17 protein-coding genes are annotated in these 20,052 nt (G+C 67.2%); 5 read left to right on the top strand and 12 right to left on the bottom strand.

Annotation, left to right across the window (positions count from 1 at the left end):
• Positions 1-6: 6 nt before the first annotated feature.
• The gene (locus FHS74_RS00815; RefSeq protein ID WP_184796539.1) at positions 7-966 is read right to left on the bottom strand and encodes a hypothetical protein; all 960 of its coding nucleotides are present in this window, start codon (positions 964-966) and stop codon (positions 7-9) included.
• Positions 967-1,090: 124 nt separating this feature from the next.
• Positions 1,091-1,888 carry a GNAT family N-acetyltransferase gene (locus FHS74_RS00810; RefSeq protein WP_184796537.1) on the bottom strand — a complete coding sequence of 266 codons (798 nt, stop codon included), beginning with the start codon at positions 1,886-1,888 and terminating at the stop codon, positions 1,091-1,093.
• 321 nt (positions 1,889-2,209) lie between these two features.
• Here FHS74_RS00810 and sdhC point away from each other — a divergent pair, with 321 nt between their 5' ends.
• The 5 genes from sdhC to FHS74_RS00785 all read left to right on the top strand — a co-directional run bounded on the left by sdhC (position 2,210) and on the right by FHS74_RS00785 (position 8,631).
• Positions 2,210-2,608 carry a succinate dehydrogenase, cytochrome b556 subunit gene (gene sdhC / locus FHS74_RS00805; protein ID WP_184796535.1) on the top strand — a complete coding sequence of 133 codons (399 nt, stop codon included), beginning with the start codon at positions 2,210-2,212 and terminating at the stop codon, positions 2,606-2,608.
• Positions 2,609-2,624: 16 nt separating this feature from the next.
• Positions 2,625-3,023 (top strand): succinate dehydrogenase, hydrophobic membrane anchor protein, encoded by a 399-nt coding sequence (gene sdhD / locus FHS74_RS00800; RefSeq protein ID WP_184796533.1) that lies wholly within the window; start codon positions 2,625-2,627, stop codon positions 3,021-3,023.
• A 12-nt stretch (positions 3,024-3,035) separates the two neighbouring features.
• Positions 3,036-4,823, top strand: a complete 1,788-nt coding sequence (gene sdhA / locus FHS74_RS00795; protein ID WP_184796531.1) for a succinate dehydrogenase flavoprotein subunit — start codon at positions 3,036-3,038, stop codon at positions 4,821-4,823.
• Positions 4,824-4,884: 61 nt separating this feature from the next.
• The gene (locus FHS74_RS00790) at positions 4,885-5,667 is read left to right on the top strand and encodes a succinate dehydrogenase iron-sulfur subunit (RefSeq protein ID WP_184796529.1); all 783 of its coding nucleotides are present in this window, start codon (positions 4,885-4,887) and stop codon (positions 5,665-5,667) included.
• 243 nt (positions 5,668-5,910) lie between these two features.
• On the top strand, positions 5,911-8,631 hold the full coding sequence (locus FHS74_RS00785) for a hypothetical protein (protein ID WP_184796527.1): 2,721 nt from the start codon (positions 5,911-5,913) through the stop codon (positions 8,629-8,631).
• Positions 8,632-8,694: 63 nt separating this feature from the next.
• Here FHS74_RS00785 and FHS74_RS00780 read toward each other — a convergent pair whose 3' ends face one another.
• The 10 genes from FHS74_RS00780 to FHS74_RS00735 all read right to left on the bottom strand — a co-directional run bounded on the left by FHS74_RS00780 (position 8,695) and on the right by FHS74_RS00735 (position 20,033).
• Positions 8,695-9,021, bottom strand: a complete 327-nt coding sequence (locus tag FHS74_RS00780) for a hypothetical protein (RefSeq protein ID WP_184796526.1) — start codon at positions 9,019-9,021, stop codon at positions 8,695-8,697.
• Between the two features lie 190 nt (positions 9,022-9,211).
• Positions 9,212-10,258 (bottom strand): hypothetical protein, encoded by a 1,047-nt coding sequence (locus tag FHS74_RS00775; protein ID WP_184796524.1) that lies wholly within the window; start codon positions 10,256-10,258, stop codon positions 9,212-9,214.
• Between the two features lie 2 nt (positions 10,259-10,260).
• Positions 10,261-10,830 carry a septation protein A gene (locus FHS74_RS00770; protein WP_184796522.1) on the bottom strand — a complete coding sequence of 190 codons (570 nt, stop codon included), beginning with the start codon at positions 10,828-10,830 and terminating at the stop codon, positions 10,261-10,263.
• Entirely contained in the window at positions 10,830-12,338 is a 1,509-nt protein-coding gene (locus FHS74_RS00765; protein ID WP_184796520.1) for an AMP nucleosidase, read from the bottom strand. The genes FHS74_RS00770 and FHS74_RS00765 overlap by 1 nt, the downstream gene beginning before the upstream one ends.
• Before the next feature lie 227 nt (positions 12,339-12,565).
• On the bottom strand, positions 12,566-15,079 hold the full coding sequence (locus FHS74_RS00760; protein ID WP_484549470.1) for a tetratricopeptide repeat protein: 2,514 nt from the start codon (positions 15,077-15,079) through the stop codon (positions 12,566-12,568).
• A gap of 77 nt (positions 15,080-15,156) precedes the next feature.
• Positions 15,157-16,290, bottom strand: coding sequence for a signal recognition particle-docking protein FtsY (gene ftsY, locus FHS74_RS00755; protein WP_184796516.1), 1,134 nt, complete (start codon positions 16,288-16,290; stop codon positions 15,157-15,159).
• The gene (gene mtaB, locus FHS74_RS00750) at positions 16,290-17,612 is read right to left on the bottom strand and encodes a tRNA (N(6)-L-threonylcarbamoyladenosine(37)-C(2))-methylthiotransferase MtaB (protein ID WP_211106022.1); all 1,323 of its coding nucleotides are present in this window, start codon (positions 17,610-17,612) and stop codon (positions 16,290-16,292) included. The genes ftsY and mtaB overlap by 1 nt, the downstream gene beginning before the upstream one ends.
• Positions 17,609-18,457, bottom strand: a complete 849-nt coding sequence (gene dapF, locus FHS74_RS00745; protein ID WP_184796514.1) for a diaminopimelate epimerase — start codon at positions 18,455-18,457, stop codon at positions 17,609-17,611. Before dapF ends, mtaB begins: the two co-directional genes overlap by 4 nt.
• 127 nt (positions 18,458-18,584) lie before the next feature.
• Entirely contained in the window at positions 18,585-19,070 is a 486-nt protein-coding gene (locus tag FHS74_RS00740; protein WP_184796512.1) for a GtrA family protein, read from the bottom strand.
• 3 nt (positions 19,071-19,073) lie between these two features.
• Positions 19,074-20,033, bottom strand: a complete 960-nt coding sequence (locus tag FHS74_RS00735; RefSeq protein WP_184796510.1) for a glycosyltransferase family 2 protein — start codon at positions 20,031-20,033, stop codon at positions 19,074-19,076.
• Positions 20,034-20,052: the final 19 nt, after the last annotated feature.

Raw genomic sequence — 20,052 nt, 5'->3', positions numbered from 1 at the left:
TCTCCATCATCTGGCGGGTTTGGAGGTGTGGCGCTCCACCTCCAGCGGGAGGAAGACGTAGTCGCCGAAGCCTTGCTGCGCCGCCTGCGCCAGCGTGTCCGCGATGGCCTTGGTGGCGTCACCCGCCTTCAGGGGAAAGACTTGGGCGTAGTTCAGGGAGTAGCCGGGCTCCAGGAAGCCCAGTTTCTTGAGCTTCCGTCCGACGGCCGGCGTCAGCACGGGCTTGAGCCGGGGATTGATGTCGGCCGACACCACCTCGCATTGCATCGAGGGCTCCTCCGCCTTCAGGCACTGGATATAAAGCTCGCCCCACGAGAAGATGGCGATATGGTGTTCCGGACCGGTGCCGAGGGCCACCCAGTCCACCGCCTCCGCGATGCTTTTATATTGCTGGGACATGAGACCCGGCGCGTCGTCCGGCGTGGGCGGAGAGGGCGGCAAGGGATCATCGTCCTCCACCTCCCGCCCTTCGAGGCGGCAGCCCTCCGCCACGTTCTTGACCTTGAGACCGGAGAGCACGACGGCCCCGCCATAAGGATGCCCCGACGCGACCCGCGCGGGGCAGTCGGCGGCGGGAAACCAGCCATATCGCAGCTCGTTCTCCTGGCCGGTGCTGCCATAGCCGACATCCAGGGCATGCACCATGAAGGCCATCAGCAGCTTGGGCTCCGGCGGCGGATCCCATCGCCGGATGAAATTCCCCGTCCGCCGGTCGGCGGCGAAGCCCATTTCCTTCAGGGCGGCCCGGCGCTCCTTGGTCAGGACGTGGCGCATCCAGGGTTGGCCCCGCGTTCCCGCCGCCTCGCACGTGATGACGGTCTGGTGCGGCAGGTGCCGGCATTGAACGAACTTGTAGCCCTCGTGAACTTCCACCAGCCCGCCACGGCCCTCCGGATCATCCACAAAAAGCTGCGCCTGAACGATCTTGGTGATCGACTCCAGCGTCGGCTCTTCCGCACGCGCCATGACAGGGCCCAACAGGAGCCAAAGCAATCCCGCGACGACGCCCCTCATCACCCCCATGCCCCACACCCCATAGGTTGCCGCATGGGCAATCTACTTGTGGGCGTTGGCGGCATCAACCATGCAACTAAGGCGCCTGGCGATATTGATAGCGATAGACCGTCCCGAACCCCGCGCGGGCGTACGTCGCCAGCGCCGCCTGGTTGGCGCCGCCCACCTGCAGATAGGCGTGCCCGGCGCCCGCCTCCGCCCCGGCCGCCAGCAGCCGGGCAAGCAGGCGGCGTGACAGGCCCCGGCCACGCTGGTCCGGAGCCACCAGCACCTTGTAGATGCCCAGCCAGCCGCGATCGACCACGCCCAGCGCGCTGGCGGCATAGCGGTCGCCGTCCCAGGCGCTGACATAAAGGGTGGGCGGCGCGATCGCGGCCAGTAGCTGGCGCATCGGCTCCCGCTCCACCGGCGGCACGGGCGACGCCGCCTCGTATCCCGCCAGCAGATCAGCGGCGGGTGCTGCGTCCACCCGCCAGCGCAGGCCGTCCGCCTCCACCGCCAGATCGGCGGGAACAACCGCCGCCTGCACCAGGTTCTCCTCCTGCCGGCGATAGCCGCGGCGGTCCAGTTCCGCCGTCAGGGTGGCGGGGGCCAGGGGGGTGATGCGGAAACGCGGGGGCAGGCCTTCACGGATGTAGGCCCGTTCCGCCCGGTCCACCTTGTCCGCCACCGCCAGATCCCCAGCCCAGAGGCAGCTGACGGCGTTGGCACGGCCGGTGTGGCCCCGGGCGAACCGCAATAGCCAACCATCATCATGGATGGTCTTCAGCGCCGGCCAGGCGGTGAGGCACAGATCTTCCAGCAGGCGGCACAAGCGCTTGTCCGAAAGGCCCCAAGGGTCGATTTGAGAATGGATTTGATCGGTCGCCGTCATACGCCGACTGTAGCCAGCCGCCGGGCCACCGGCAACCTGACACACCCCTGGACTCCTGTCCGAAATGGGGCCGCCCGGGGATCCTTCCGCAGCCATGCCGAAAAACTCATCCACCCATGCGCCACCACCCCTCGCATTCGCAAAAGTCGGCCCCCGACAGGGCGTTGACGGACCGGGGGCAGGGGCGTAATTGACTTCACATCCTATCCGCCCCCGGCGGTGCAACAATTCGGCCGGCGCCCCGACCCGCATGTCGTGGGCGCCACTTGGCCGGTGCGGCACCGGCACCTGATAATCCAAAAGGACGAGGACGCGCGAATCATGAGCGAGACCAGCGTGGCCAAAAAGGCACGGCCGCTGTCGCCCCACCTCCAGGTCTATCGCCTACCCCTGGCCGCCGTGTCGTCGATCACGCACCGCTTCACCGGCATCGCCCTGACCGTGGGCACCCTGGTGCTGACCTGGTGGCTGGTCGCGGCCGCCAGCGGGCCCGACGATTTCGACACGGCGCAGCATGTGCTGGGCAGCCCCATCGGTCTGCTGGCGCTGCTGGGTTGGACCTGGGCCTTCGGCTACCACCTGCTGAAGGGCATCCAGCACCTGATCTGGGATGCCGGCAAAGGCGTAAACACCGCAAGCGCCCAGCGCAACTCCGTGCTGGTGTTCGGCGGTTCCTTCGTTCTGACGGCGATCGTCTGGATCGCCGCTTTCGCCCTCTGACGGGAGCGCGCATTCCATGGCTTCTACGTCCGATAACGGCTTCCGCACGCGCCTCGGTCGCGTGCGCGGCCTCGGTTCCGCCAAGAGCGGCGGCGCCCAGTGGCTGGCCTACCGCATGGTCGCCGCCCTGCTGGTTCCACTGACCATCTGGTTCCTGATCGCCATCGTCCGCCTGGCTAAGGCGGAGCATGCCGACGCCATCGTCTGGCTGCACCAGCCGGTGAACGCGGTCCTGCTGCTGATCACCCTGGTCGCCACCTTCCACCATGCCGCCTACGGCCTGCGGGAGGTCTACGAAGATTACATCCACGGCAAGTTGGCGCGCCTGGCCGCCATCGGCCTGACCAACGGCGCCGCCATCGTGCTGGCCGCCGCCAGCGTCTTCGCCGTGCTCAAGATCGCCTTCGGGGCGTGAGGAAGGACTGTCATGGCTAACGCCTACCCCATCATCGACCATCAGTACGACGTCGTCGTCGTGGGCGCCGGCGGCGCCGGCCTGCGCGCGACCTTCGGTATGGCCGAAAAGGGCCTGAAGACGGCCTGCATCACCAAGGTGTTCCCCACCCGCAGCCACACCGTGGCGGCCCAGGGCGGCATCTCCGCCGCCCTCGGCAACATGGGCGAGGACGACTGGCGTTACCACATGTACGACACCGTGAAGGGGTCGGACTGGCTGGGCGACCAGGACGCCATTGAATACATGGTGCGCGAGGCCATCCCGGCCATCATCGAGCTGGAACATTACGGCGTGCCGTTCTCGCGCACCCCGGAAGGCAAGATCTACCAGCGCGCCTTCGGCGGCATGACCACCCGCTTCGGCGAGGGCCAGGCCCGGCGCACCTGCGCCGCCGCCGACCGCACCGGCCACGCCATCCTGCACACCCTGTATCAGCAGAGCCTGAAGCACGAGGCCGAGTTCTTCGTGGAATACTTCGCGCTCGACCTGCTGATGGAAGACGGCGAGTGCAAGGGCGTCCTGGCCTGGAACCTGGACGACGGCACCATCCACCGCTTCCGCGCCCACCAGACGGTGCTGGCCACGGGCGGCTACGGTCGCGCCTATTTCAGCTGCACCTCGGCCCACACCTCCACCGGCGACGGCGGCGGCATGGTGCTGCGCGCAGGCCTGCCCCTGCAGGACATGGAGTTCGTGCAGTTCCACCCCACCGGCGTCTACGGCAGCGGCTGCCTGATCACCGAGGGTGTGCGCGGCGAGGGCGGCTACCTGACCAACAGCGAGGGTGAACGCTTCATGGAGCGTTACGCCCCGTCGGCCAAGGACCTGGCCAGCCGTGACGTGGTCAGCCGTTCCATGACCATCGAAATCCGCGAAGGCCGCGGCGTGGGCGCCCACAAGGACCACATCCACCTGCACGTGGAGCATCTGGACCCGGCCGTCATCCACGAACGCCTGCCCGGCATCGCCGAGACCGCCAAGGTCTTCGCCAATGTCGACGTGACGCGGGAGCCCATCCCGGTGCTTCCGACCGTGCACTACAACATGGGCGGCATCCCGACAAACTATCATGGCGAAGTGATCAACCCGACGGCCGAGGATCCGGACCGTGTGGTCCCGGGCCTGATGGCCATCGGCGAGGCGGCCTGTGTGTCGGTGCACGGCGCCAACCGCCTGGGCTCCAACTCGTTGCTGGACCTGGTGGTGTTCGGCCGCGCCGCCGCCAACCGCGCCGCCGAGACGGTGAAGAAGGGTGCCGCCCACAAGACCCTGTCCCAGGACGTGACGGACAAGGCGCTGGCCCACCTGGACCATCACCGCAACGCCAAGGGCGGCACCCGCGTCGCCCACCTGCGCCTGGAAATGCAGAAGATCATGCAGAACAACTGCGCCGTCTTCCGCACCGGTGAGGTGCTGGACGAAGGCGTGGAGCTGATGAAGGGCGTGTGGGAGAAGCGCGGCGACATCGCCGTCAGCGACCGCTCGCTGATCTGGAACTCCGACCTGGTGGAATCGCTGGAACTGGACAATCTGATGCGCCAGGCCGCCGTCACCATCAACTCCGCCGCCAATCGCAAGGAAAGCCGGGGGGCGCACGCCCGCGAGGACTTCCCCGACCGCGACGACGTGAACTGGATGAAGCACACCACGTCCTGGGTGGATGAGAAGGGCGCCGTCACCCTGGGCGATCGTCCGGTCCACATGTACACCCTGACCGGTGACATCGACGTCATCCCGCCCAAGAAGCGCGTCTACTGACCGGAACGCCCCAAACCGCGATCTCCAGTCATCAACGCCTTAGCAGAACGGACCCGATGCCATGGCCGAGTTCTCCCTTCCCGCCAATTCCAAGGTGCACACCGGCAAGACCACGTCGGTGAAGACGTCCGCCACCAAGCGGGCCAAGACCTTCCGCATTTACCGCTACGACCCGGACAAGGGCACCAACCCCACCGAGGACCGCTACGAGATCGACCTCGACAAGTGCGGCCCCATGGTGCTGGACGCCCTGATCCACATTAAGAACGACGTCGACAGCACGCTGACCTTCCGCCGGTCGTGCCGCGAGGGCATCTGCGGCTCTTGCGCCATGAACATCGACGGGCGCAACGCGCTGGCCTGCCTGAAGCCCATCGAGGATGTGAAGGGCGACGTCAAGATCTACCCGCTGCCGCACATGCCGGTGGTGAAGGATCTGGTACCGGACCTGAACACGATCTACGCCCAGTACGCGTCCATCAAGCCGTGGCTGCAGAGCCAGAGCCCGGCGCCGTCGCGCGAGCGGCTGCAAAGCCCGGAGGAACGCGAGCAGCTGGATGGCCTGTACGAGTGCATCCTGTGCTTCTGCTGCTCCACCAGCTGCCCCAGCTATTGGTGGAATGGCGACAAGTATCTGGGCCCGGCCATCCTGCTGCAGGCGTATCGCTGGATCGCCGACAGCCGCGATGAGATGACGGGTGAGCGCCTGGACAACCTGGAAGACCCCTTCCGGCTGTACCGCTGCCACACCATCATGAATTGCACCCAGACCTGCCCCAAGGGCCTGAACCCGGCGAAGGCCATCGCCGAGATCAAGAAGCTGATGGTGGCCCGCGCCGGCTGATCCCTGGCGCCCCTGACCTGCCGGAAAAGCCGCGACGGTTCGCCATCGCGGCTTTTTCCTTGCCGGGCCTCCGGCCTCCCCTGCGCACGGTGGACGCCCCGCACAAACGATGCGATTGGCGTACAAAACCGCAAGCATTTATGCGATAGCAGTTACAGCCTCGCGCAAATGTGCACACTGGGCGCTAACAGTCCGTAGGCCGGGCGAACGGCACCGGTCCCCATTGCATTTTCTGGATATGCCATGATGCTGAATACTGCTGCCGCCCATAGCATCTCACAAGAGTATTCGGCATCGCCCCCATCCCATTTCAAAAGACCCCCGACTGAAGCTGCGCTGCGCGCCTACAAATGGGCGATAATCCTGGTTCTATTAGCACCACTGCTAGTGAAGCTTCCGCTTATCCTCGGCCTGCTACTCGCCGATCCGCGCATCCTTTATTCCGGCCTTGCCGCCGATGTCGTGGCGCCCAGGGGACTGTCCACGTTGGACCCCAACATCGCTTTCACCAGCGACGCATTGGGACACCGGGCCGCTCTTGACCTGTTGTCCGGCCACATCCCCTGGTGGAACCCCTACGAAGGCGTGGGTGGTCCGATGGCGGGCGAAATGCAGTCCGCGGCGCTGTTCCCCCTGAACCTGTTGCTCGCCCTGCCCAATGGCCAGCTGTATATGCACCTGTCCCTGCAACTGTTGTCGGGCCTGTTCACCGTCCTGCTGATGCGTCGCCTGGGAACGTCGGCCCTGGCGGCAAGCGCCGCCGGTCTCTTGTTCGAATTCAACGGAACCTTCGCCTGGCTGGCCAACGCGGTCGTGAACCCGATCCCCTTCCTGCCCATGGTGCTATTGGGCGTCGAGGAGGTGCGGCATCGGGTGCTGACAGGCTTGCGGGGCGGGTGGGCGTGGATCGGGATTGGCCTGGCGCTCTCCCTTTATTCCGGCTTTCCCGAGGTCGCCTACCTTAACGGCTTGCTGATAGGCGCCTGGACCTTGGCGCGGCTGCCCCTGGCTGCCAAGCGGCCGGCGGTGGCCTATCTGCTCCGGGTGGGACTGGGCGCCGCCGGCGGGCTGGCACTAGCCGCACCGATCTTGATCGCCTTCCTGGGGTACCTGCCGGACGCGTTCGTCGGCGGCCATGAAGGCAACGGCTTCCGCGATGCGCATGTCGAAGCCCAGCATCTCGTCAATCTGACCATCCCCTACCTTTTTGGCCGCCTGGCGGAGCTGCCGGGCACCGAGGGCGGCATGTTCTGGGGCGGTGTCGGCGGTTATGTGCCATTCGGTGGCATGGCGCTGGCGATCGCGGGTTGCTTCGGGCGCACCTTGCGCGGCCTGCGCTGGACTTTGGCGGCATGGAGCGCGGTGGCCCTCGCCGCCATCTACGGAACGCCTGTCCTCACCCAGTTGGTGACCAGCATTCCGGCCGTCGGTACCGCCGCGTTCTTCCGCTATCTCCCCCCATCGGTGGAATTCGCCATGGCCGTTCTGGCGGGTTTCGCCTGCCAAGACCTCATCGCGGCAGGCCTGGCAACGCCCCATCGGCGTCTGAGCCCAGCATTGCTGATGGGCTTGGTGCTGGCGTCCACGGTGACCGCGCTCGGGATGTTCATCGCCGTTCGCTACTACCCCCAACTCCCCCGCCCATCGATCTGGTTCCCTGTTTCACTGGGCCTGGTCGCACTGGCCGCCACTCTGATCTTCCTCTTGAACGTGGCGCGTTTATCCAGTGAGCAACGCGCCCTGGCGGCCAGCGGCATCGTCGCAGTGGAAGCCGTGCTGATGTTTGCGTTTCCCATGGCCGTCACCCCACGGAAGGGCACGCTGGTTGAAGGCGGGGTTCAGTTCCTGCAGTCCAACCTGCACCTTCAGCGCTTCTATACGCTGGGCCCCATAGCGCCCAATTACGGGGCCTACTATGGCATCGCCAGTATCAACCATAACGACCTGCCATTGCCCCGGGCCTGGGTGCGGTACGTACCCGAGCATCTTGACAGCAACATCATCGACATCTTGTTCACCGGCAATCAGCGGGCTGTCGCCAACGGTCCATCCGCCGCCGATGAACTGCGTCGCAACCTTGAGGAATATCAACGCGTCGGCGTGCGCTATTTAGTGATGTCCGCAGGTGAAAATCCGTTCCGCCGGCTGCCACGGGAATTCGCGGTGGAACGCCCGAACAACCAAGCCATTTCCCTTTCCGACGGCGGTAAAGCCGTTCTCCGCTGGAGCCATCCGGACATCGATCAGCCGGTGGCCGCCGTCAGCATCATGATTGGCACCTATAACAATAAGAGCGATGGCCTATTGGCAGCGACGATCTGCGCCGACGATATTTGCGCCGACACGACACGTGACCTGACCAAGGCCGGTGACAATCAGTTCTTAACCCTAGACTTGGCGCAGCCGCTGCCGCCGCCCAAAGAACATCTGACGATCAGCCTGCGCAAAGTGGGGGGCGGTACGCCGGTGGCGCTTTGGGCCTGGCCCTCCCAGCCGGACAGCCGAATGAGCCTCGCCGTGGACGGCTTCAGCGGTCCGGCCCATGAAGTGAAAATTGCCGTGGACCTTTCGGACAGAGCCGAGAAGCCCAAGCAAGTCTACGCCGACCGTGTCATGACGATTTTCGAGCTGCCCAACCCGGCACCGTATTTCGCGGCCGAAGGGTGCGAATTGCAGCCGCAGTCCCGAGAATGGGTGGTGGCCGACTGCGCGGCGGCGGCATCGCTGACACGACAGGAACTGTTCCTGCCCGGCTGGAGCGCCCAGGTTGGCGCCGACCAGCAGGAGGTCCGGCCGGACGGACCGATCTTTCAAAAGATCGACCTGCCGGCCGGCCGGTCGGAGGTGCGTTTCCGCTATCGCCCGCCTTACATGCCGGCCGGATACGCCCTTTTCCTGGTGGGCATCGCCCTGGCGCTATGGGCCTTGCGCTCCGGCGCCCAGGCCGATCGCAAACAGGCATGAGGTGGACGAGACGGGGGGAGGAAGGATCACCCTCCCCCCTTTGCTTCACAGCGGCGGTGTCGGTCACCGATCCTCGTTGACCGATATCAGCGCCGTGTCCTTCACCACGCAGCGCATGACGTGGCGGCCGGCGGCGCTGGTGATGTCGCGACGGGGCATGAGGGTGAACGGCTGAGTCACCACCTGGCGGCCATCGGCCTCCGTCACCAGGGATGGCAGGTCGAAGGCGATCTTGTAGTAGTCGTCATAGACATGATCGACCTCACGCCGACAGACGGTCGTGGCCGTCCGCGGCGGATCGTAATGGTGCCCGCTGTCATCGGCATTGATGACACAGCCCCCCAAACCCAGGCAGCCGATGGCGGCGCCGGCGATCACGAAGTTACGCATTGCCCTATTCTCCCCTCATATGGCGGTCGAGGAGGCGCGCAGACGCTTCCCACCCGCCTTCTCTACAAGGGAAGTCCGGGCGGACAAGGGGCGGAAACCAGGGGGTTACCGGAATTTACCAGGCGGTAACGCGCGCGCCCTCCCGGTAACGGGCCAGCCAAGGAGGCGGGGCAAGGGGGCGGGGACGGGCTCAGCAGGCGAAGTCGCTGATCTTGCCGTCGTCCCCGACATGCACCACGCATAGCCAGACGCCGGCGGCGTAGCGGGCCTCATAAACGTCGTGGCTGACGCGGGCGTCGGGCGCGTCCTTCTTGTTCAGGGCCCGGTCTATGCTGCCGACATAACGCAGGTCCTGCAGCGCCCCCCGCCCGGCGGCACGGCCGGGGCGGGCCAACAGCTTAGTAAGACGGGGCAAGAGGTTGGGCGTGTACAGGCCCGCCGTCAGCTGGCCACTGTCCCAGTCCTGCAAGGCCTGCCGCAGGGCGGCCAAGCTGGGGGGGGCCGCCTCCGTGGGGGGTTGGAAGCGGGCGCCGCGCGCCGGCACCTCGGCCGTGACCGGCAGGAAACCCACCAGGCGCCCGGCGGCCTTGCCGGTGAAGGACAGCGGCCCGCCGACATCCCCCTCCACCTCCGCGTCCACATGGAAGGCGACGCCCCCCGCCAGACTCCACGACAGGCTGAGATGGCGGCCGTCCAACTCCCCCTCCCCCACCGAGTCCAGCAAGGGGCAGTAGGCCAGCAGGCGCGTGCGCCGCTGCTCGAACCGGCAGATATGGGTGTCGTTCTCATATCGCTTGTAGAAGGCGGAATCGCCCAGGCCGAAGGTCGAGCGCGCGGTGATCTTCCAGTAGCCGCTGACATCCAGGGGGGTGACCAGCACTTCCTGGATGGCCGGCTCCGGTGGCGGCGCAAACGGACCGGCGGCGGTGGCCGGCGCCGGGTGGGCGGGCGGGGCGGTGGCCAGGCGATGGCCGGCGGGCGGCGTCCCACCACCCGGTGCCGCCGGGCTTGACGCGGTACCTGGCGCCGTCGCCGGCGGGTCGTCGGTGGAACCGGCGGCGGGGTTGGCGGCGGGGAGCGTCGCCCCCCCTCCTTCCAGCGGCAGCATCACCCCGTCGGCGGGACCACCCAAATGGTGCAGGGCCGTGCCCCGTTCCTGGCCGCCACCGCCGGCGCAGGCGGCCAGGAGGCACAGCGCGGCCAGCGCCAGCCCCGGACGGACCATATGGCCCGGCATCGTCACGCCCCGCCGTCCGGGGTTCCGGAACCCTCGGCCTCGGGCGTCTGGTGCTTCAGGATCAGGGGCACCTGGGCCATGCTGAAGACGACGAACAGGGGAATGACGACGAAGGACTTGTAGGCCACCCACTGGTCGGTGGTCAGGAAGCGCCACGCCACCTCATTGGCGGCGGCCAGCAGCAAGAAGAAACCGGTCCAGCGCACGGTCAGACGGCGCCAACCGTCCTGATCCATGTCCACGCCCACCAGCACGTGGGCCAGCAGATTGCGGCGCAGGGCGATCCCCACGGCCAACGCCACGGCGAACATCAGGTAAATGATGGTGGCCTTGACCTTGATGAAGGTTTCATCGTTCAACCACAGGGTCAGGCCGCCGAACACCAGGACGAAGCCGCAGGTGACCAGCGGCATCACCGGCCATTTGCCATCCAGCTTGCGATAGATGGGCAAGGCCACCACCGCCGCCACCATGAAGGCGGCGGTGGCGACCATGATTCCGCCCTTGGCGTTGGCCACGAAGAAGACGACCAGCGGGCCCCATTCCAGCAACAGGCGAAGCAACTGGGCCATCACTGGAACGCCGCTTCCACGAAGCTGCGCAGCTTGCGGCTGTGCAACCGTTCCAGCCCGTTCTCCCGCATCAGTTCCATGGCCAGCATGCCAATGGCCAGATGCTGGTCCACCCGGGCACGGTAGAAGTGATTGGCCATGCCCGGCAGCTTCAGCTCACCATGCAGCGGCTTGTCCGACACGCAGAGCAAGGTGCCGTAGGGGACGCGGAAGCGGAAGCCGTTGGCGGCGATGGTCGCCGATTCCATGTCCAGCGCGATTGCCCGGCTTTGGCTGAAGCGCAGCACCGGTTCCCGATAGTCACGCAGTTCCCAGTTGCGGTTGTCGATGGTGGCCACCGTGCCGGTGCGCATGAGGCTCTTCAGCTCCCAGCCCTCCAGCCCGGTGACATGGCCCACCGCCTTTTCCAGGGCCACCTGCACCTCGGCCAGGGGCGGTACGGGGATCCAGGTGGGCAGGTCGGCGTCCAACACCTTATCCTCGCGCACATAGCCGTGGGCCAGGACGTAGTCGCCCAGGCGCTGGGTCTCGCGCAGGCCGGCACAGTGGCCCAGCATGAGCCAGACATGGGGCCGCAACACGGCGATATGATCGGTGATGGTCTTGGCGTTGCTGGGCCCCACGCCGATGTTGACGATGGTGATGCCGTTGCCGTCCGCCCGTTTCAAATGGTAGGCGGGCATCTGCGGCAGACGCTTCACCCGCTCACCCGACGGCGCCCGGCCTGGCTCCAGCGCCTGATTATAGGTGACATGGTCGCCTGGTTCGACGAAGGACACGTACTGCGACCGGTAGGCCTGCACCTCGGCATCGTCCGACGGCTCCATGGTCTCCAGCCCGCGCCGCACGAACTCATCGATGTAGAACTGGTAGTTGGTGAACAGGACGTAGTTCTGGAAGTGGTCCGGCGCCGTGGCGGAATAGTGCTTCAGCCGGTGCAGGCTGTAGTCCACGCGGGGGCCGGTGAACAGCGCCAACGGCTCCGGCGCGCCCGCCGGACAGACGTAGGTGCCGTTGACGATGCTGTCGTCCATCACCGCCAGGTCGGGCAGGTCGAATACCTCGCGCAGCTTGTAGAGGTTTTCCGGCGACAGGTCGCCTTCCACATGCATGCCCTCGGGGAACGCGAACTGGATGGGAATGGGCATGTCGCTCACCCCCACCTCGATGCTGGTGGTGTGGTTGCGCAACAGCTGCTGGAACTGGTGCCGGTAGTAATAGGCGTAGAGGTCGGGCCGGGTCAGCGTGGTGCGGTAGGTGCCCGGTCCGGAGACGAAGCCATAGGCCAGGCGGCTGTCCACCCGGGGCTCATGATCCACCGTCACCTGCACGAAGGGGTAAAAGTGCCGCACCCGACCCGTGAATTCCGCGCCCTTGGCGTAGTCCTGGAAGCGGGCCCGCAAATGGCCGACCGCATCATCGTACAGCGCCTGCACGTGGGCGAAAGCGGCATCCGCGTCGGTGAAGGTGACGACCTTGTCGGCTTGCAGGGAAACCGGTGCGTTCAATCGGCGAACTCCTTTTTATTCTTGGGGTGCCTCATCCTCCCGCGGCCGGATTGCCGCCGGTGGGCGCCCCATGTCACCAACGTCTTTTAAAAATAGAAAAGCCGCAGCGGAGTACGTCCCCGCATGCGGCTTGTGCTTGATAGTCCGCCAATCGCCCTGGGGTGTCAAGCGCACCCTGATGACGGTTTGGTCACACCGGCGACACCCAGGCGCTACGCCCCCGGCCGCTATGCCTCCTGTCGCGCGCACCAGTCCCGCCACAGCTGACGATACGCCACCTCGACCGCCCGTGTGTAAGCGGCGGTGTCGAAGACGGGCGTTCGCGCCAGACGGTCACGCATGCCCGGACGAATGGACCGCACCGCCACCGGGTCGTCCGCCAGCGCCGCCATGCGGGCGGCGAATGCCTCCGGCGAATCCACCACCCAGTCCGCCATGCCGGCGCTCGTCATGATCGCCGCGGAACTGCGCGCGCCCGAGGTCAATCCCGTGGACAGCGCCAACACCGGCACGCCCATCCACAGCCCCTCGCACGTCGTGACGCCACCGGAGTACGGCACCGGATCAAGCGCCACGTCGATGCGGCCGTAGGCCGCCAGATGCTCGGCGCGCGGCGTGCGGCCCGCCATCTCCACCCGGTGGGACGCAACGCCACGGCGCTCCAGCCGGGCCAGCAAATCGGCGCGCAGGGCCTCGCCCTCCAGGGAGGGGTCCTTGAGGAACAGACGTGACTGGGGCCGGGCCCGCAAGCCCATGGCCCAGAGATCCAGACTGGCGTCGGACACCTTGGAGAGACGGTTGAGACAACCGAACGTGAGGGGCGCCCCGCTGGCCGGACCGGGTGGCGGCGGTGGGCAATCCGGCGGTGGCTCGAAACAAAGGAAACAGGGCAAATCCACCACCCGCTCCGCGAAATGAACGCGTTCGGGGGGCGGAATGACGATGGGATCGGCAAAGAGCGCATCGATGGCGGGGATGCCCGTACCCGTAACATGGCCCCATGCTGACACCTGCACGGGCGCAGGCTTGGCGACGAATAGGGATAGCCGGTTGCCATTGGTGTGGCCGGACAGGTCGACGAGAATGTCGACCCCGTCCTCGGCGATCATCCGGCTGACCCTCGCATCCGGCAAACCCTCGATCATCCGCCAGCCGTCCGCCGCCTGGTGGAAGCGGGCTGTGGTCGCGTCCCCTCCAGCGCTGTTGAAATAGCAGAGGACGCGGAACATCGTCCGGTCATGGCCACACACCACCGGCCCAAAACAGGCGGCGGCAGAATGCGTCCGGAAATCGGCGGAGACATAACCGACAGTCAAGGGGCGGTCTGGGTCACGGCTGTTGGACCAGGGCCCCAGGGGCTCCCCGGCGGGAACACCGTACCGCTCATTCCAACGCCGCCGTTCATCCTGGGCCGACGCGACATCAATGGTCGCATCATGATCCAGGGCGAAGATGAAATTGCTGTGCACGTCGGCGGCGGGCGACGCCGCCAGGGCGCGCTTGAAATAGTGGATGGCCTCCAACCCACGGCCCGCCACCTGCAAATGCGTGCCCATGTTGTTCAGGAAACCAGCTTCGTCCGGATGCATTTCCAGGGCGCGCTCGTGAAACGGGCCTGCCGCGTCGGCATTGCTCTGCTTGTCGAACAGAACGCCCATCAGGCTGAGCGCCGGTCCAAAATTGATATCGAGATCAAGGGCCCGCGCCAGATTCTCGTAGGCCCTGGTACCGTCCCCCTTGGCCAGGAACAGCCCGCCGAGGTTGCTGTGAAGGTCCACGTTCCCAGGGTCGGCCGCGACCGCCGCGTTCAGCGTCCGGATGATTTCCGGTGTCAGCGTCGGGCATTTCAGCGCCGCCGCCAACAGGCCGCGCACGCCCTCGGCATGGGTGGGGCTTTCGTCCAACAGGCGCCCATACTGCGCCGCCGCGGCAGGCGCCTCGCCGTCTTCCAGCAGTGTATTGGCGAGGTTCAGTCGGGCATCGGCCAAGGCCGGGTCGAGGCCCAGCGCCCTGTCATACGCCGCCGCCGCGGCGGACCAGCGCCGCATGCCCTGCAGCGCCAAACCCAGATTGTAGTGATAAAGCGCCACGCTCCCATCAAGCGCCACCGCCGCCGAGAGATCAGCCACGGCCTCGCGGTTCAACCCCGCGCGGGTTCTCAGCACGCCGCGGGCCGCCAGAAGGTCGGCGCGGGCCGGCAGCAGCGCGATGGCGCGGGCGTAAGCGGCGTCCGCCTCCTCAAATGTCCCGATTGCTTCCAGGCTGCGGGCCAGGCCTGTCCAGGCATCTCCATGATCCGGCGCCACCGCGACGACCCGCCGGAACCAGGGCAAAGCTTCTTCCGTCCGCCCCGCCTGCCAGAAGATCGTGGCGAGGGCCCATGCCGGCGCCAGCGCGCGGGGACGCTTGGCCGCCAGCCCCTGAAGAAAGGCCAACGCCTCCTCCTCACGGCCCAGGGCCTGGTAGGCGACGCGCAAATTGTTGAGCGCCTCCCCATGGTCGGGGTTTGACGCCAACACGGCGCGCAACGGTTCCAGGGCGAGGTCGGCGCGCCCCGCCTGCAGGAACAAGGCGCCCAGCAGTCGGCAGGCGTCCGGCTGCCCTGGCACGGCGGCCAGGACCTTCTGGTAGAGGGGGACAGCCTCCGCCAAGCGTCCGGCCTGATGCAGGGCCATGGCCTGCTGTAGGGTGTTGGCGAGCGTCGTCACGGGGGGGCAGTCCTGCCATGTGCCGGGCCCCAACAGCCCGCATCGGCTAAGGACTATACGGGATGGGGGGCCCGGAAACCGAGCGCCATCTGCGGATGGCGCGGGCGGGATCAGCGCCCCTCGTCCAACCCCACCAGCGACGCGGCGAAAGACTGGGCGTCGAAGGGGCGCAGGTCGTCGATCCCCTCGCCCACACCGATGGCGTGGACCGGCAGGCCGAATTTCTGCGCCAGCGACACCAGCACCCCACCTCGCGCGGACCCGTCCAGCTTGGTCAGGATCAGGCCATTGACCGACACCATCTCCTTGAACACTTCCACCTGCGAATGGGCGTTCTGGCCGGTGGTGGCGTCCAGGGTCAACAGGGTGGTGTGGGGGGCGGTGGGGTCCACCTTCTTGATGACGCGCACGATCTTGCGCAGCTCTTCCATCAGGCCCTGCTTGTTCTGCAGGCGGCCGGCGGTGTCGATCAGCAGCACGTCGGCGCCGGCCGCGCGCGCCTTTTCCAGCGCCTCATAGGCCAGGCCGGCGGCGTCGGCCCCGGTCTCCTTGGCCACCACCGGCGCGCCGGTGCGCTCGCCCCAGATCTGCAGCTGGCTGACGGCGGCGGCGCGGAAGGTGTCGCCGGCGGCCAGCCATACGACCTTGCCGGCATCGCGCAGCTCCCTGGCGTACTTGCCGATGGTGGTGGTCTTGCCCGTGCCGTTCACGCCCACCACCAGCACCACGTGCGGCTTGTGGCTTCCATCCAGCACCAGGGGGCGGGCCACCGGTGCCAGCACCTTGGCGATCTCATCCGCCAGGAAGCGCTTAACCTCATCCGGCGAGATTTCCTTGCCGAAGCGGCTCTTGGCGAGATCGCCCGTGACCCGGGCGGCCATGGCCGGCCCCAGGTCCGCCTGGATCAGCAGTTCCTCCAGCTCCTCCAGCGTCTCGTCATCCAGCTTGCGCTTGGTGAAGATGCCGCCGATGCCGTCGGTCAGCCGGTTGGTGGACTTGGACAGGCCACGGCGCAGGCGCGACAGCCAGCTACCCGCAGGCGCCTCTTCCACCGCCGCCACCGGGGCGGCATCGAGGATGAGGGCGGGTTTGGGAGTGGCCGGCCCGGGGGGGGCCACCGCCTCAGCCGCGAACGGAACCTGTTCCGGCAGCGAAACAGTCTCGGTGGGAGCTTCCACAGGCGTCGGCGCCACAGGGGCGGCCGGGGTATCGGCGGGCTTCTTACGCTTGATCCAATCGAACATCAGCAGCAACCCATCAGCATGTCCCCATCCAGCCCGGTGATGCGGGCCTCCACCAGCGTGCCCGGTGCCAAGTCGCGATCCAGCCGCACCTCGGCGAACTGTTCGGTGCGCCCCACCCGGCCTTTTTCCACCAGCACCATGACGGTGCGCCCCTGCTGGCTGGCCAGATGGCGGCGCACCGCCGCCTCGCCCGCCGCGCGCAGCCGGGCCGCCCGTTCCTTGCGCACCGCCTTGTCCACCTGCGGCATGCGGGCCGCCGGCGTGCCGGGGCGCGGGCTGTAGGGGAAGACGTGCAGCCAGGTCAGGTCGCAGTCGGCCACCGCGTCCAGGGTGTTCTGGAACATCTCATCGGTTTCCGTGGGGAAGCCGGCGATCAGGTCGGCACCAAACACCATGTCGGGCCGCAAGTCGCGGGCACGCTGGCAGAAAGCCACGGCGTCCGCCCGGCTGTGCCGGCGCTTCATGCGCTTCAGCACCATGTCGTCGCCCGCCTGCAGGCTGACGTGCAGGTGGGGCATCAGGCGCGGCTCCTCGGCGATCAGGCGCCAGAGGTCGTCATCGATCTCCACCGGGTCCAGCGAGGACAGGCGCAGGCGCGGCAGGTCCGGCACCAAGGCCAACAGGCGGCGGATCATCTGGCCCAGGGTGGGCGCGCCCGGCAGGTCGGGGCCGTAGCTGGTGACGTCCACGCCGGTCAGCACCACCTCGCGGTAGCCCTGTTCCACGAGGGTGCGCACCTGGGTCACCACCTCGCCCATGGGGACGGAGCGGGAATTGCCCCGGCCGTACGGGATGATGCAGAAGGTGCAGCGATGGTCGCAGCCGTTCTGCACCTGGATGAAGGCGCGGGCGCGACCTTCCATGCCCTGGATCAGGTGGCTGGCGGTCTCGCGCACCGACATGATGTCGTTGACGATCACCCGCTCCGCCTGGCCGGCGCCGAAGCTGGTCCAGCTGTCAGCCTTCAGCTTCAGATCATTGCCCAGCACCTGGTCCACCTCGGGCATGGCGGCGAAGGTGCCGGGGTTCACCTGGGCGGCGCAGCCGGTCACGACGATGCGGGTGGCGGGGTTCTCGCGCCGGGCCTTGCGAATGGCCTGACGGGCCTGGCGCTCGGCCTCGGAGGTCACGGCGCAGGTGTTGAAGATCAACACCGGGCCCAAGCCGGCGGCGCGCGCATGGTCGCGCATCACCTCGGACTCATAGGCGTTCAGGCGGCACCCGAACGTCACCACCTGGGGCCCGCCCGCCTCACCGGAAATCTCAGGACCCGACCCTTCCTGGCGGTGGTCGTGGCCTTCTTCTGTATGGTCGACGCTCATGGGCAGGGGCCCGACAAAAGGCTCTCGTCCAGTTCCCCGCTGAAGGCGGTGGCCACGGGCCCGGTCATCAGCACGTGGCCGTCGCTCTCGCGCCATTCGATGGTCAGCACCCCGCCATCCATGACGATCTCGGCCCTGCGGCCGGTCAGGCCGCGGCGAACCGCCGCCACCAGCGTGGCGCAAGCGCCGGAGCCGCAGGCCAGCGTGATGCCCGCGCCCCGTTCCCACACCCGCATGCGCACCCGGCCGGGGGCGACGACGGTCGCCACCTCGATATTGGCGCGCTGGGGAAAAGCCGTGTGGTGTTCCAGCCGTGGGCCCCAGCTGGCCAAGTCCACCGCCTCGGCGTCATCCACAAAGAAAACGGCGTGGGGATTGCCCATGTTGACGGCGCAAGGGGCGGACAGCGGACCGGCGCCCACATCCAGCGACAGGGTGTCCGCCGGCTCCGCCAAGGGTATCTGCCGCCAATCCAGGCGGGCCGGGCCCATGTCCACCGTCACCAAGCCGTCGGCATGGCGAACGGCGGGCAACAGGCCGCTGATGGTTTCCACCGTCAGCCGGTCGCGCCCCATCCCTTCAGCCGCGACCAGGGAGGCGACGCAGCGCGTGGCGTTGCCGCAGGCGCCGGATTCACTGCCGTCCGGATTCAGGATGCGCATGAAGACGTCGGCGCCGGCGGATTGCGGCGGCTCCAGAATGATGATCTGGTCACAGCCGACGCCAAAGCGACGGTCCGCCAGGACGCGCGCCTGGGCGCCCGTCAGCGACAGGGGGGTATCGCGGGCGTCCAGAACGACGAAGTCGTTGCCCAGCCCGTGCATCTTCAGAAAGCGGCGCGCCATGATGCCCGGTTATATGGCCAGGATCGACCCGCTGTCCATGGGCGTGCCCGGCAGGGCCGGCCTGCCCCCACCGCAGATTGGGGCGACCGCGCCCCAAGCACCGGCTGGGCGGCAAAGGCCCCCGGCGCTATTTGCGCCCGAAGACCAGCATCTTGGACAGGACGAAGTTGAAACCCATGCCGGCCAAGGCACCGGCCCCCTTCGCGCCATAGGGCCAAAGCGCGGGCAGCCAGGGCAGGATGGCCACGGCGAAGGCTGGAGCGTCCAGCCAGACGATCACATTGTAAGTCGTCAGGTTGACGACGCCGCCAACCGAATTGGCCACCAGGAACTTGGCCCATTGCTTCAGGGCGCCACGCCGGCTGACGCCCTTGAAGGTGAACTGGCGATTCATCACCCAGGTGAAGGTGGCCGCCACGAAATAGGAAAAAAAGCCGGCGCTGTGCTTGTCCAGCCCCAAGGGGTGCATCGCCACCCACAGCGCCCCCATGTCGACGAACAGGCCGCCCACGCCGATGAGGGCGAAGGACACCACCTCCGCCCGCACGTGCGCGGACTGGCCCTGAGGGGGCGTGCCCGCCGGCGTCGCCGCCGCCTCAGGAAGGCTCGCCAACGCTCAGCCCTGCCGCAGCGGAGGGAAGTTCGGCGCCGGGATTTCCAGATAGCGCAGGCGCTTCATCTCCCGCCGGCCACGCGTCACCGTGTCCAGGATCAGGCCACAGGTCAACGCCAGGAAGGCCAGGGTCATCAGGCTGGTGGCCAGCACCGCCGTGGGCAGGCGCGGCACCAGTCCCGTCTCGACAAAGGTCACGAAGATGGGAATGCCCAGGATCACCGACAGCAGCGCCAGCAGCAGGGCGGCCCCGCCGAAGAACAGCATGGGCCGCTCCTCCTTCACCAGCTTGGTGATCATCCACAGGATGCGGAAACCGTCCTTGTAGGTGGACAGCTTGCTGACCGACCCTGGCGGCCGATCCTTGTAGGGGGTCTCGACCTCGGCGATGGGCATGCGCAATTCCAGCGCATGCACCGTCAGTTCCGTCTCCGTCTCGAAACCGCCGGCCAAGGCCGGGAAGGACTTCACGAACCGGCGCGAGAAGACGCGGTAGCCCGACAGCATGTCGTTGGTGCGCTTGCCGAACACCATGGTCACCAGGCTGGTCAGCAGCACGTTGCCGAAACGATGGCCGGGGCGGTAGGCGGCCTCGATCTCCGTGACGCGCGCGCCGTTCACCATGTCCAGCTGCTCGACGACCAGCCGGTCGACCAAGGCCGGCGCGCTGGCGGCATGATAGGTGTCGTCGCCGTCCACCATCACATACACGTCCGCCTCGATATCGGCGAACATGCGGCGCACCACATTGCCCTTGCCCTGGAGCGGCTCACTGCGGACGACGGCGCCGGCGGCGCGCGCCACCTCCACCGTGCGGTCCTTGGAATTGTTGTCGTAGACATAGACGGTCGCGTCCGGCAGGGCCGCCTTGAAGTCGGCCACCACCTTGGCGATGGCCGCCTCCTCATTATAGCAAGGCACCAACACGGCCACGACGGGCTTGGAACTGGTGGAATCGACCATCAAGAAAAGTCCTTAAAAA

The organism is Nitrospirillum iridis, from assembly GCF_014205765.1.
Classification (GTDB): domain Bacteria; phylum Pseudomonadota; class Alphaproteobacteria; order Azospirillales; family Azospirillaceae; genus Nitrospirillum; species Nitrospirillum iridis.
Note: the sequence above shows the minus strand (reverse complement) of the source record. Positions and strands in the feature narration are given on the sequence as shown.

Coding starts and splice junctions, on each gene's coding strand:
- ftsY (WP_184796516.1), bottom strand. CDS start 16,290: ATGTTCGATTGGATCAAGCGTAAGAAGCCCGCCGATACCCCGGCCGCC.
- FHS74_RS00780 (WP_184796526.1), bottom strand. CDS start 9,021: ATGCGTAACTTCGTGATCGCCGGCGCCGCCATCGGCTGCCTGGGTTTG.
- FHS74_RS00810 (WP_184796537.1), bottom strand. CDS start 1,888: ATGACGGCGACCGATCAAATCCATTCTCAAATCGACCCTTGGGGCCTT.
- FHS74_RS00785 (WP_184796527.1), top strand. CDS start 5,911: ATGATGCTGAATACTGCTGCCGCCCATAGCATCTCACAAGAGTATTCG.
- FHS74_RS00815 (WP_184796539.1), bottom strand. CDS start 966: ATGGCGCGTGCGGAAGAGCCGACGCTGGAGTCGATCACCAAGATCGTT.
- sdhD (WP_184796533.1), top strand. CDS start 2,625: ATGGCTTCTACGTCCGATAACGGCTTCCGCACGCGCCTCGGTCGCGTG.
- FHS74_RS00770 (WP_184796522.1), bottom strand. CDS start 10,830: ATGGCCCAGTTGCTTCGCCTGTTGCTGGAATGGGGCCCGCTGGTCGTC.
- dapF (WP_184796514.1), bottom strand. CDS start 18,457: ATGGCGCGCCGCTTTCTGAAGATGCACGGGCTGGGCAACGACTTCGTC.
- mtaB (WP_211106022.1), bottom strand. CDS start 17,612: ATGAGCGTCGACCATACAGAAGAAGGCCACGACCACCGCCAGGAAGGG.
- FHS74_RS00735 (WP_184796510.1), bottom strand. CDS start 20,033: ATGGTCGATTCCACCAGTTCCAAGCCCGTCGTGGCCGTGTTGGTGCCT.
- FHS74_RS00790 (WP_184796529.1), top strand. CDS start 4,885: ATGGCCGAGTTCTCCCTTCCCGCCAATTCCAAGGTGCACACCGGCAAG.
- sdhC (WP_184796535.1), top strand. CDS start 2,210: ATGAGCGAGACCAGCGTGGCCAAAAAGGCACGGCCGCTGTCGCCCCAC.
- FHS74_RS00775 (WP_184796524.1), bottom strand. CDS start 10,258: ATGCCGGGCCATATGGTCCGTCCGGGGCTGGCGCTGGCCGCGCTGTGC.
- sdhA (WP_184796531.1), top strand. CDS start 3,036: ATGGCTAACGCCTACCCCATCATCGACCATCAGTACGACGTCGTCGTC.